Source organism: Campylobacter sp. CFSAN093246 (genome assembly GCF_012889415.1).
GTDB lineage: Bacteria > Campylobacterota > Campylobacteria > Campylobacterales > Campylobacteraceae > Campylobacter_D > Campylobacter_D jejuni.
Window position 1 is genome coordinate 557,290 of the sequence record NZ_CP040613.1, and the last position, 13,341, is coordinate 570,630.

The following is a 13,341-nucleotide window of genomic DNA, read 5'->3' on the forward strand; positions in this document are numbered from 1 at the left end:
ACCTAAAAATAACTTTAAAAACTTATAAGCTATCCATATAGCTTATATCGTAAGTATTTTTTAAGCGTTTGTGTATCGTTTCGTGCCAATTTTGAGATATGAGAGAGTTTAATTTTTCTAATTTATCTAATAAATTCGGATTTTGCTTAAGAATTTGATGCGGGGAGTAAAAAAGTTGATTGAGTTCAAATACACTAAGTGAAGTAGAATTTTTTTCTAAAATTTTAATGTTTTCATGCTTTCGTATTTGTCCAACTTGTAAAACTTTATAATACCATCCACTCAAGCCCGTTTTAAAAATTTCATGTGTAAAATTTGGATTATTGTGAATTTTAGAAATTTTTACACAAGGTTTTCTAGGTTCGCTTACTTGCAGTATTGCATTTGAAAATTGATGTATATCACCTATGCAAACATTTTGTTCACAAAGCCCATCGATGCTCAAATTTTCACCCATTGAGCCAAAATTTAGCTTTTTATTAAGAAATCTTTCCCATATAGGATAGTTTTGACAAGAGTTGGCAAAAATAGCCTTATAGTAGCCTCCATGATGAATTTTATCAGCTATTTGATCATCTAAAATACCTAGAAAATCAATTTGTATTTCTTCTAGGTAAGTATCTTTAATAAATGCGCTTTGGAAATTTTTATAGTTTTTAATTTTCCCTATTTGCAAACTTTGAATTTTCATGGTTCTAGTTTTTTTAATAAATCATCAGCACTGATAAAACCCGTGATTTTTAATTTTTCTTTTCCATTTTCAAAGAAAATTAAAACAGGTGGGCCAAAAACATTAAATTCTTTCATGGTTTTAATTTGTTCATTATTATTTTCGCTTACATCAACTTTGATAAGTTTGTAATTTTGCATTTTTTGTATGATTCTTTCATCGCTAAAGGTTAATTCATCTAAAAGTTTGCAATTTTCACACCAAGATGCAGTAAAATCAAGCATTATGGGCTTTGTATTTGTTTGTATTTCTTGCTTTAATTGTTCAAAATTGTTGATATAATCATAGCTTAAAGCAGGTTTTGAGGCAGATATAGTATTGAAATTTAAAGGATTTAAGAAATTTTTAGCCCCAAAAAGTCCCCCTAGGAAAATACTTAGAGAATAAGCTAAAATAAGAATTAAAATACTTTTTTTAATTTTAGAAATTATTGTAAAACTTTTTTCAAAAATTCCCATAAAAACACTAAAAAATACACCTAAAATTCCATAGGCAATTAAAATGTAATTTTCTTCAATAATTCTAGAAAGTATCCAAATAGCCATAGCCAACATAACAAAACCAAAGAAAATTTTTACTTTTTCCATCCAAAAACCAGGTTTAATAAAACCTAATCCTAAGCCTATGAAAAGCAAAGGTATACCCATGCCAAAACTCATGATAAAAAGCGCACTACCACCTAATAAAGCATTGCCTGTATTGGCTATATAAATTAAAGCACCTGCTAAAGGAGCTGCTACGCAAGGACCTACTATTAAAGCAGATAAAAATCCCATGATGGCTATACCTAAAACTCCTTTCCCTTTTTCGCTTTTTTTATGTATAAAGGTTTGAAATCTTAATGGCAATTCAAAACGAAAAGCTCCAAACATAGCAAAAGCAAAAGCTATGAAAATTAGAGCAAAAAGAATTAAAATAATAGGTTTTTGTAAAATTCCTTGAATACTTGCTCCTAGAAAACTTGCTATAACTCCAGCAATAGCATAGGCTAAAGACATGAAAAAAACATAGATAAAAGAGAGAAAAAAACTATATTTTTTTGAAAATTTAGCATTACTTTTTGCTACGATAAGAGAAGATAAAATCGGAATCATAGGTAAAATACAAGGTGTTAAGGAGAGTAAAAGTCCATAGCCAAAAAAACTTAGCAAAATCCAAAAAAAGTTATCTGTTGCTAAAAAATTTGCTATAGAGCTTTCTTCAGATTCAATTTTAGTTTTTTTATCTGTTTTTTGAGCTTTGTAAGGTTTTGAAATTTCAAAAGCATCTTTTTTAGAAATGAGATCAAAGTACCAAGTTTGAGGATTATAACACAAGCCTTGTTCAGAACAGCCTTGAAATTCGAGTTTGATTAAATTTGTGGTATTTTTTGCAAAGCGCTCTAGTAATAAATTTGGCAAAGCTAAATTTAATTTTTGATAATAAACATTTTCATTACCTCTTGTAGAACTTTGAGGTAGATTAATCAAAGAACTTATATCTTTTTCGTTTATATATAATTTAAGTTTATTAGAATAAAGATAAATATCTTTTCCAAGTTCAATATCAATTGAGATAGAGTTATTATAAGAGTTTGATTTTACATTAAAAGCTTCATTTAAAGATAATATAGAAGCAAAACATAAACAAAAACTTAATAAAATAATACCAAAAATACGCATAAATTTCCTAAAAACTTATTTTTTCCTTTATTTTTAGCTTCAATTATAATTTATTATGGTAAATTTACTTTAAATACTTTATAAAGGTTTGAAAATGCAAGAAAATAATTCTCCAAAAACGCAAGCGGTTGTTAAAAAGAATGAAATTTATGTTTCTGTTAAAAGAAAGAAAAGTACAATAGAATATGAAAAAGATTTAAAGAATTTGCAAATTGAGCTTTTGAAATTTCAAAATCATGTTAAAGCCAAGGGTTTAAAGGTTCTTATACTTATAGAAGGGCGTGATGCGGCTGGAAAAGGTGGGGCGATTAAACGTTTGATTGAGCATTTAAATCCGCGTGGTTGCCGCGTTGTGGCTCTTGAAAAACCTAGTGATGTGGAAAAAACACAGTGGTATTTTCAGCGTTATATAGCACATTTGCCCTCAGCCGGTGAGATTGTGATTTTTGACAGATCTTGGTATAATCGTGCAGGAGTAGAACCGGTTATGGGTTTTTGTACACCGCAACAACATAAAGATTTTTTAAGAGAAGTGCCTTTGTTTGAAAATATGATTTCAAATAGTGATATTATTTTTTTTAAATTTTATTTTTCAGTATCAAAAGACGAGCAAAAAAACGTTTTGAAAAACGCCGAAGCGATCCACTTAAACAATATAAATTATCTCCTGTGGATCAAAAATCGCAAGAATTATGGGATAAATATACTTTAGCTAAATACTCTATGCTTTTAGCATCTAATACTCCAACTTGTCCTTGGACTATTATTTCTTCTGATGATAAGAAAAAAGCAAGATTAAATTTATTGTGTTTTATACTTTCTAAGGTAGAATATCCAAATAAAAAAACTGGAGATTTTTCCAAAATTGATGCAAAATTAGTGCGTAGTGGAGAAGAAGAAATACGAAAAATGGAGGCGAATTTGGAAAAACTTGACAGTAAAAAAGCAGATGAGAAAATAAAAGATTTAGATTAAGGAAAAGAATGCAAAAGCTGGTTGAAAATTTAGCACTAAGGTACTATGATAAAGTAGTTGATTTAAGACATCAAATTCATATGCATCCTGAGCTTGAATTTGAAGAAGAAAATACAGCCCATTTAGTGTGTAAAATTTTAGATGAGTTTGGCATTAAATATCAAAAAAATATTGCAAAAACAGGAATTTTAGCTATTATAGAAGGAAAAAAGAAGAGTCAGAAAAAACCAAAATGTGTTCTTTTAAGAGCGGATATGGATGCTTTGCCTGTGCAAGAAAAAACTAATCTAAGCTATGCTTCAAAAATTGATGGTAAGATGCATGCATGTGGACATGATGGACATACAGCAGGGCTTTTGGGAGCTGCTTTGATATTAAATGAGCTTAAAGATGAATTTTGTGGCACGATCAAATTTATGTTTCAGCCCGCAGAAGAGGGAAGCGGTGGAGCTAAACCTATGATAGAATCAGGTGTATTGGAAAATCCTTATGTTGATGCAGTTTTTGGTTGTCATTTATGGGGGCCTTTGCTTGAACATACTGCTCAAATTGTAAGTGGTGAAATGATGGCTGGAACGGATATTTTTGATTTGGAATTTATTGGCAGAGGAGGGCATGGAGCTCATCCGCACACTTGTATAGATCCTATAATTATGACAACGCAATTTGTAAATAATATACAAAGTGTTATTTCTAGACGTTTAGCCCCTTATGAAGCAGGGGTGATTACCGTAGGTCAAATTTGTGCAGGAACTACTTATAATGTTATTCCTACAAATGCTTATTTAAAAGGAACTGTGCGCTTTTTAAATGATAAAACGCAAGATATTTTAAAAAGTTCTTTAGAAGAAGTGGCTGCTGCTACAGCAAAATCCAATGGCGGAGATTATAAGCTTAAATATACTAAAGAATTTCCTCCATTGATTAATGATGAAAAAGCTGTTTTAATAGCAAGAAAAGCTTTTGCAAAGGTCTTAGGAGAAGAAAATATCATTGTTTCTTCTAAACCTGACATGGGGGCTGAAGATTTTGCTTTTTTAACACGAGAAAGAATGGGGGCTTATGTATTTGTTGGAATTTCAAAGGATTTAAATCATCCAGCTTTGCATCATAGTTCTACTTTTTGTTGGGATGATGAAAATTTAAAAGTTTTAATGCAGGGTGATGTGATGATGGCTTTAGAATTTTTAAATTTATAAAATAGAATTAAAAATTCACAAAAAATTCACAAAAAATGAGTAAAATTTAATCTTGATTTTTCTTTAGGATTTGTTATTATGAAAAAGAAGATTGTTTTAATCATTTTAATTGCAATACTTGGAAGTGTTGGGGCTTATTTTATTTTTTTTAATAATGATGAAAAAATCAGCTATTTAACTCAAAAAATACAAAAAAAAGATATATCTCAAACCATAGAGGCAGTAGGAAAGGTATATGCCAAAGATCAAGTCGATGTGGGTGCTCAAGTTAGTGGACAAATTATAAAACTTTATGTTGATGTGGGAACTCATGTAAAGCAAGGTGATTTGATCGCTCAAATTGATAAAGATAAACAACAAAACGATTTAGATATTACAAAAGCTCAGCTTGAAAGTGCTAAGGCTAATTTAGAGAGTAAAAAAGTTGCCCTTGAGATTGCGAATAAGCAATATCAAAGAGAGCAAAAACTTTATGCAGCTAAAGCAAGTTCTCTTGAAAATTTAGAAACTCAAAAAAATAATTATTATACTTTAAAAGCCAATGTTGCAGAGCTTAATGCTCAAGTAGTTCAGCTTGAAATCACTCTTAAAAATGCACAAAAAGATTTAGGTTATACAACCATTACTGCTCCTATGGATGGTGTTGTGATTAATGTAGCTGTAGATGAAGGACAAACAGTTAATGCTAATCAAAACACTCCTACTATAGTCCGTATAGCTAATTTAGACGAAATGGAAGTAAGAATGGAAATAGCAGAGGCTGATGTGAGTAAGATAAAAGTAGGAACAGAGCTTGATTTTTCTTTGCTTAATGATCCTCAAAAAACTTATCATGCTAAGATTGCAAGTATAGATCCAGCTGATACTGAAGTGAGTGATTCTAGTACAAGCTCAAGCTCATCAAGTTCGAGTTCTTCAAGCTCAAGCTCATCAAATGCTATTTATTATTACGCAAAATTTTATGTAGCCAATAAAGATGATTTTTTGCGTATTGGTATGAGTATACAAAATGAAATTGTCGTAGCAAGTGCAAAGGCTGTTTTAGCAGTGCCAACTTATGCAATTAAAAGCGATCCAAAAGGCTATTATGTTGAAATTTTGGAAAATCAAAAAGCTGTTAAAAAATATGTCAAACTTGGCATTAAAGATTCTATCAATACTCAAATTTTAGAAGGTGTAAATGAAGATGAAGAATTGATAGTAAGCTCAAGTGCTGATGGTTTAGCTCCTAAAATGAAGTTGAGATTTTAATGATTTTTCTTAAAAATATTTGCAAAAATATAGGCGAAAATGCCATTTTAAAAAATGTAAGTTTAAGTATAGAAAAAGGTGAATTTGTTGCTATTATAGGACAAAGTGGAAGTGGTAAAACTTCACTTTTGAATATCATAGGAACATTAGATACACCAAGTAGTGGAACTTATGTTTTTGATGAGTATGAAGTCACTAAACTTAATAATGATGAAAAAGCAAGATTAAGGCGTGAAAAAATAGGCTTTATATTTCAAAGATACAATCTTTTAAGCTTGCTGAGTGCTAAAGAAAATGTTTCTTTACCTGCAGTTTATGCGGGAAAAAATTTACAAGAAAGAAGTCAAAATGCTAAAAAACTCTTAAATGATTTAGAATTAGCTCACAAGTTAGATTCTAAGCCAAACGAATTAAGCGGAGGGCAGCAACAACGCGTTTCTATAGCAAGAGCTTTAATCAATGGCGGAGAGCTTATTTTGGCTGATGAGCCAACGGGAGCTTTGGATAGTAAAAGCGGTATTATGGTGCTTGAAATTTTACAAAAACTTAACGAGCAAGGTCATACTATAGTCTTAGTAACTCACGATCCAAAAATTGCAGCACAAGCTAAAAGGGTTATAGAGATTAAAGATGGAGAAATTTTAAGCGATACTAAAAAGGAAAAAGCTCAAGAAAAACTTATTTTAAAAACAATGCCCAAAGAGAAAAAAACACTTACTTTGCTTAAAAATCAAGCCTTTGAATGTTTTAAGATAGCTTATTCTTCCATACTTGCACACAAACTTCGTTCTATTTTAACTATGCTTGGAATCATCATAGGTATTGCTTCTGTAGTTTGTGTTGTAGCTTTAGGATTAGGCTCTCAAGCTAAAGTGCTTGAGTCTATTGCAAGACTTGGGACAAATACTATTGAAATTCGCCCTGGAAAAGGATTTGGGGATTTGCGTTCGGGTAAAACAAGGCTTAATTTTAGTGATTTAGAAACATTAAGATCTTTAGAATATTTAGAAGCAGTTGATGCTCATTCAAATACTTCAGGAGTGGCAACTTATACCAATATTTCTTTAAGCGCAAGAGCTGAAGGAGTAGGGGTAAATAATTTTGCTATAGAAGGTTTAAGGATAGATGCGGGAAGAATTTTAAATAATGATGATGTAAAAAATAGTACCAATGTTGCTGTATTGGATTTTAATGCTAAAAAAAATCTTTTTCCTGATGAAAAAAGTGAAAATATTTTAGGTCGTGTGGTGCTTTTTAATTCTCAACCTTTTAAGATTATAGGAGTTTTGCAAAAAGATACAGACAAGCCTATAGAAGATAATGTAGTACGTCTTTATATACCCTATACAACACTGATGAATAAGCTTACAGGAGATAGAAATTTGCGTGAAATCATAGTTAAGGTTAAAGATGATGTGAGTTCAACTTTGGCTGAAAATGCTATTATAAGAATTTTAGAAATTAAACGCGGACAAAAGGATTTTTTTACTTTTAATTCTGACACTTTTAAGCAAGCTATTACAGCAAATAAACGCACTACAACCATACTTACCGCTTGTGTGGCTGTGATTGCTTTGATTGTTGGGGGTATAGGAGTGATGAATATCATGCTTGTTTCTGTAAGTGAAAGAACAAGAGAAATAGGCATACGCATGGCTATAGGGGCTAGAAGAGAAGATATTATGATGCAGTTTTTAATCGAAGCGGTTATGATTTGTACTATAGGGGCGATTTTAGGTGTGATTTTATCGATTTTTGTTATTTTTGCTTTTAATACTTTAAGTACGGATTTTCCTATGATTTTAAATGCCTATTCTGTGCTTTTGGGACTTTTAAGTTCTATGTTTATCGGTGTGGTTTTTGGTTTTTTCCCTGCAAGAAATGCAGCAAATTTAAATCCTATTAGTGCATTATCAAAGGAATAAAATGAAAATAATACTTAGCATTTTTTTAGCATTTTTCTTGAGCGCTTGTGGTGTAAAACTTAGCTTGCCTAAAGAAGTTGATTTAACTCAAGAACAAATGAAAGATTTAAATCTTACTTATGATTGGTATAGATCTTATGATAATGCAAAATTAAATGAATTTCTAAATTTTGTTTTATTGAATAATAGTGATATTAATATTGCTAGAAAAACTTTGCTTTCGGCTTTGGCTAGAGCTGATTTGATTGATTATGATTTATATCCGACTTTAAGTGGAAATTTGGGTTTTGGTGCGGATAAAGATTTAAATTCAGGCAAACAAAGTAAAAATTTCAATAATTCTTTAAATTTAAGCTATGAGCTTGATATTTATGGCAAATTAAGAGATAGTGCAAGTGCGAGTGAATTTAGTGCAAAAGCAAGTGCTTATGATCTTGAAAATTTAAAAATAAGTATGATCAATACAGCTTTAAATGATGTGTTTGAGCTGGCTTATTTTAACGATGTAGATAAATTGCTTCGAGCTTATCTTTCAAATTTAGAACAAATGAAAGAGCTTTATAACTATAAATACAAGCTTGGAAAAATAGAAGAATTAGATCTTTTAAACATAGAACAAAGCTTATTAAGAGCTAAACAAAATTTATTAGGCAATGATCAAAATCGTAATTTACTCATAAAAAATTTACAAGATTTATTGGCAAGGCAAGAAGGTTTTGCTTATATAGAGTATTTTAAAACTTTATCTTTAAATGATTTTAAAACCTTAAGTCCTGATTTTAATATACCTTTAAAAGCTTTAGCGTACCGTGCAGATGTGAGATCTAAACTCAATAGCTTAAAATCAGCCTTTAAGGATTATTCTTCTATGCAAAAATCTATTTTGCCTAGTATTTCTTTAGGTGGAGCATTAAGTGGGAGTGATAAAAAAATTGATGGTAGTTTTAAATTTGAAATTTTAAGTGGTAATGTTAAGATTTCTTTACCTTTCTTAGATTATGGTAGGGTAAAGCAAAATATCAAAATTTCACAATTTGCTTATGAGCAACTTTTAATTTCTTATGAGCAAGCCTTGCAAAGCGCGATGAATGAATTTGCGTTAAATTATAAAGATTATCAAAGCGACACCTTGCTTTTACAAAATTTGCAAAATATTAACATTAAACAAGAGCTTATCACTAAGGCGTATTATGAAAAATATATTTTAGGAAAAAGTGAATTAAAAGATTATTTGGATGCAAACAATACTTTAAATTCTACCCAGCAAGAATTTTTAAGAGCTAGATTTAGTCTTTTAAAAACCATTAATTCTTACTATCAAATCACAGCTTTAAGTTTTAATGATAAAAACTTAGAATTTCCTAAGTATTAAATTTAATAATCGATGATATTTTTTAAATCCTCGAGTAACTTTTTAGCCATCAGCTCATAGCCTTTTATAGTAAGATGTACATCATTGAGCGAAAGCTTTTGTTCTATCCATTTGTTTTTTCCCCCACTATCTTGCATAAACTGATGCATATCAAAAATAAGAGTTTTTTCTTCTTTAGCAACTTCATATAATGCTTTGCGTATGGTAAAAAAATCAGGAGCAAGCTTGTAGTTTTTACCTTGTTTTTGAACTACAGTTGGTGGAGAGATTAGCATGATAACAGCGTTTTTATTGTAAGTTTTTAAAATACTAATCCATTTTTTTAAATTATTTTTGAATTTTTGTTTTTCAAACCCTTTAAAGAGTGCATCATTAGAACCATAGGCAAGAATAATTAAATCATTGTGTAAAAGTCCTAGTTCTTTTTTTACAACTGTTTGATTCCAAGAGAGCCATAAATCACTTTTGGCACCATTGATTGCAATGGTATCTAAGAAAACATTATTATCTTTATTTGTGATGAAATATCCTCCTAGCTCAGCATCTTTTTGTAAGGCTGAAATTTGCAAAGGAAGATCAAGTTCTAGTTCTTTATAAGACCATTTGTTAATTTGTGTAGTTCTTAACTCATAGCTTTGGTTTTTTGCATCTTTGATGCTAAAAGCATTGGTATTTTGTTTGGCTTTAAATAAAAATCCTATTTTGAAATTTTTTTTATCTAGGGTTGTATCAAGGTTGATTTTTGCGCCTTTAGTTTTTGCTTTGGCTATTATCCCACCTAGTGGAAAATTATGTCCAGCATTAGCAGGATTTCTTGAGTTTAAAATTTCAAAGTTTTTATAAGAATAAACAAGATTAAGATTTTGTTGATATTTGGGCTGTAAAGGATAGGCAAAACCTATAGAGTTAGAGCGGATTAAATATCCTCTTATGACACGCGGAAAGAAATCAGCCGCCATATGAGAATCTCCATAAATTCTAATTCCTATGTTTTGATTTTTTTCTAATTTTTTTTCTAGATTTTTAAGATCTTTTTTTAATACATAACTTGTTAAAGCAGAGTGATTTTTGTTTTGATTGAGTATGGAATCTATTGTGTCATTTGTATTTAAATTTTGTGCATAAGAGCTAGTAAAAATAATAAAAAACAATAAGATAATTTTAAATTTATTTACTAGCATTTTCTTCCTTAAGTTTTATGTGTTCTAATAAAAGTTTAGACATTTCTCTTGCCCCACTTGGAGTAAAATGAACCCCATCATCTGTTCTTACTTTTATACTTCTATTGTTTTCATCTTTTATATAAGCTGAGTATTCATCATTGACACTAAAAAATAGCTTAGTGTTGATAAAAATTTCTTTATTTTTAAGAATTTCATCGCTGTAAATTTTATTGAGCACTTGTATTTTTTTGTTCAAATCTTCTTTTTTTACAGGAGGGATTTCAAACCAAAAAACTTTGGCTTTATGTTTTTTAGCGATTTTAATGATTTCATCTACACGACTTGTGTAAATATCTATCCAAGAAGGGGAGCCAAAACGATGGTAATTTCCTCCTTTTTTAATATCCCAAGGATCATTAGCGCCAAGAAGAACAACAAGATATTTAATATTTGAGTTTTTAATAAAAGCTTCATTGGTTGCTTTTGACCAATCAAAATAGGATTTATAAGAAAGGCCTGTATTTTGTTTGCTAAGATCGGTTACCTTAAGATTTAAATTTCTTAAATCTCTATTTAAGGCTATTGCAACACCTTGCATTAAAGAATCTCCGATAAATAAAAACTCATCTCCATTTTGTAGTTCTAATTTGGTATTGTCGATAAAACTAATATTTGCATCTCGGATTAAGGTTGGATTTGTTTCTTTATGAGAAGTGTTTTCATCATTTTCTAAAGTGTTTAGAACTTTATCTATTTTACTTAAGTTTTCATCTATTGATTTATTTTCTTGATTTGTAGTTTCTTCATTAGTTTGAGGCAAGGGTTCGTTGCTTAAAATTGCGCGAATTTGTTCTAATTTAATTTTGAAGCCATTGGCTTCTTTTAAAAGATCATTATGAGGATAGAATGCAAAGTGATATTTTTGTTCTATATAAGAGCTAATGCTCTGATTCATAACTACAACAACCAAGCCAAGCACTATAATCAAAATAAAGAAAAATCTAACCACACTCATCTAAAAACTCGAATAAATAAAATCAGGAATTCCATCTGGCATAAAAGCAAAAACCAAAAGTAAAATAAAAGCTATGATAAAAGGTTTTAGTAAAAATGGAGTAAGATTTAAAATCTTAATGCAATATTCTTTAAAATTAATAAATAAAGGATAGATCATAAAAAGAACCCCAAAAGCAACCAACATATAAATATCGTTATAAGATGGAATTTGGAAGAAATTATAATAACAAGCTTTAAAATATTCTATTGCATCTTCTAGATTTTTGCTATAATAAAAGAAAATCCAAGTAAAACATACAAATTGAAAGGTTAAAAATCTTCCTAAAGCTGGAATTTTTTGTAAACTAAATTTGCTTAAAGCTAGCAAATGTATAAAAACTATGCCAATGCCATGCAATAAACCCCAAACAATAAAAGCAAGTGTATTGCCATGCCACATACCTGAAAGTATAAAAGCGATGAGTATGTTAACTATAGTGCGTGGCATTCCTTTTCTATTGCCCCCTAAAGGTATGTAGATATAATCTCTTATAAAAGTTGAAAGACTGATATGCCATCTAGCCCAAAAATCTTTTAGGTTTTTTGCAAGATAAGGCATGTTAAAGTTAGGCGGAAGGGTAAAACCTAACATTAAAGCAAAAGCACAAACTAAATCAACATATCCGCTAAAATCGCAGTATATTTGAATTGCATAGGCGTAAATTGCGCTTAAAAGTTGTATGAAATTATAAGATTGTGGAAAGTCTAAAATACTTTTAGCATAAATTCCAAGGTAATTGGCTATTAAAACTTTTTTAACTATACCAAAAACAAGCAAGATGATGATTAAATTTGCATGTTTAAATTCGCGTTTTTGATAGGCCTGTTCAAAGAAAAAAGAACTTCGCATAATGGGCCCTGAAAGTAGTGTTGGAAAAAATGATAAGAAGGTTGCTAAATTTAAAAAACTTTCTAAACGGCGTTTTTGATAAACTTCTACAAGATAAGTAATAGAAGTAAAGGTATAAAAACTAATTCCTATTGGTAATACTAAATCAATATTTAAAAATTCTAAACCGAAAAAATTTAATATCTCATCAACACTTCCTTTGATACTAGGAAAGTATTTAAAAAAACATAAATTTAAAATAATAAAAGCCATGCAAGTAGCGAAAATATAACGCTTGCGACGCACAAAAATTAGCAAGGCAAAATAGTGTATAAAAAAGGTATATATAAATAAAACCAAGGCGAAATAAGGATTGATTAAAATATAAATAATATAAGAGAAAATTAAAATTAAAATATTTTGTATTTTATAATTATTTTTAAAAGTCCAATAAATAGCAAAAAAAGCTATCATTAAAATACTAAATTCTAGAGAAAAATAAGTCATACCTTCAATCCAAAGCGAGATTTGCCCATAGTAGGGCAAAGATTATTTTTTTCTGCTTAATGCAATATTTTTGATGTATTGATCAGCTAAATAAAGTCCATTTCCGTGTTCTCCGATTAACTTAATCTTGTCAACTATACCGCGGAAAAGTGCTTCTTCTTCGTGTTGTTCGCTTACATACCACTGTAAGAAATTAAAAGTAGAATAGTCTTTATGTGTTAGCATGTGTTCAACTAAAGTATTGATTGATTTTGTGATAAATTGCTCGTGTTCATAGGTTTTTTCAAAAACATCAAGTAAAGATTTGAAATTTTGTTCAGGCTGTTTTACTTCTTGAAGCTCTACATGAGAATCTGTTTCATTAAGATAAGTGATAAGCTTTTTAGCATGATCGCTTTCTTCGCTTGCATGTGCAAACAAGAAGGCTCCAGCTCCATCAAGACTGTTTTCATAGCACCAAGAACTCATACTAAGATATAAGTTTGCCGCATACATTTCTTTGTTTATTTGTTCATTGAGTAATTTTACAACTTCTTTAGAAAGCATTCTTATCTCCTTATTAAAATTTAAAATGTTTTATAATGATATATTATTTTTTTAAAAACAAGCTAAATTTTTTGATAGTTAAAAATTATATTTAAGAAAAATACAAAATAAAAAATGTTTCCAAAAT

General features: G+C 29.7%; 10 protein-coding genes and 1 pseudogene. 5 read left to right on the plus strand and 6 right to left on the minus strand.

Annotation, left to right across the window (positions count from 1 at the left end; translation table 11 throughout):
- Window positions 1–22: 22 nt before the first annotated feature.
- Together FBE87_RS02985 and FBE87_RS02990 are read right to left on the minus strand one after the other, a co-directional pair.
- Complete coding sequence (locus tag FBE87_RS02985; protein WP_002935244.1) at window positions 23–691, minus strand: MOSC domain-containing protein; 669 nt, start codon at window positions 689–691, stop codon at window positions 23–25.
- A complete protein-coding gene (locus FBE87_RS02990) occupies window positions 688–2,391 on the minus strand; it encodes a protein-disulfide reductase DsbD (protein WP_002935246.1) in 1,704 nt (567 codons plus the stop codon). The genes FBE87_RS02985 and FBE87_RS02990 overlap by 4 nt, the downstream gene beginning before the upstream one ends.
- 94 nt (window positions 2,392–2,485) lie before the next feature.
- Between FBE87_RS02990 and ppk2 the strand changes: the two are divergent.
- From ppk2 to FBE87_RS03015, 5 genes and pseudogenes are all read left to right on the plus strand, one after another.
- Window positions 2,486–3,366: pseudogene (ppk2, locus tag FBE87_RS02995) on the plus strand (polyphosphate kinase 2).
- Between the two features lie 8 nt (window positions 3,367–3,374).
- Window positions 3,375–4,565: a M20 family metallopeptidase gene (locus FBE87_RS03000; protein ID WP_100621668.1), complete on the plus strand. Its 1,191-nt coding sequence runs from the start codon at window positions 3,375–3,377 to the stop codon at window positions 4,563–4,565.
- 78 nt (window positions 4,566–4,643) lie between these two features.
- The gene (locus FBE87_RS03005; RefSeq protein ID WP_002852311.1) at window positions 4,644–5,816 is read left to right on the plus strand and encodes an efflux RND transporter periplasmic adaptor subunit; all 1,173 of its coding nucleotides are present in this window, start codon (window positions 4,644–4,646) and stop codon (window positions 5,814–5,816) included.
- Window positions 5,816–7,741 carry an ABC transporter permease gene (locus FBE87_RS03010; protein ID WP_002852201.1) on the plus strand — a complete coding sequence of 642 codons (1,926 nt, stop codon included), beginning with the start codon at window positions 5,816–5,818 and terminating at the stop codon, window positions 7,739–7,741. Before FBE87_RS03005 ends, FBE87_RS03010 begins: the two co-directional genes overlap by 1 nt.
- Window position 7,742: 1 nt before the next feature.
- The gene (locus tag FBE87_RS03015) at window positions 7,743–9,113 is read left to right on the plus strand and encodes a TolC family protein (RefSeq protein ID WP_057044093.1); all 1,371 of its coding nucleotides are present in this window, start codon (window positions 7,743–7,745) and stop codon (window positions 9,111–9,113) included.
- Window positions 9,114–9,115: 2 nt separating this feature from the next.
- Here the strand turns inward: FBE87_RS03015 and FBE87_RS03020 are convergent, their stop codons facing one another.
- The 4 genes from FBE87_RS03020 to ctf are packed head-to-tail and all read right to left on the minus strand — an operon-like array spanning window position 9,116 to window position 13,214.
- On the minus strand, window positions 9,116–10,294 hold the full coding sequence (locus tag FBE87_RS03020) for an SGNH/GDSL hydrolase family protein (protein WP_002859110.1): 1,179 nt from the start codon (window positions 10,292–10,294) through the stop codon (window positions 9,116–9,118).
- Complete coding sequence (locus FBE87_RS03025) at window positions 10,281–11,291, minus strand: GDSL-type esterase/lipase family protein (protein ID WP_002859968.1); 1,011 nt, start codon at window positions 11,289–11,291, stop codon at window positions 10,281–10,283. Before FBE87_RS03025 ends, FBE87_RS03020 begins: the two co-directional genes overlap by 14 nt.
- The gene (locus tag FBE87_RS03030; protein ID WP_052790149.1) at window positions 11,292–12,668 is read right to left on the minus strand and encodes an MBOAT family protein; all 1,377 of its coding nucleotides are present in this window, start codon (window positions 12,666–12,668) and stop codon (window positions 11,292–11,294) included.
- A gap of 42 nt (window positions 12,669–12,710) precedes the next feature.
- Window positions 12,711–13,214 (minus strand): non-heme ferritin, encoded by a 504-nt coding sequence (gene ctf / locus FBE87_RS03035; protein ID WP_002852256.1) that lies wholly within the window; start codon window positions 13,212–13,214, stop codon window positions 12,711–12,713.
- Between the last annotated feature and the right edge of the window lie 127 nt (window positions 13,215–13,341).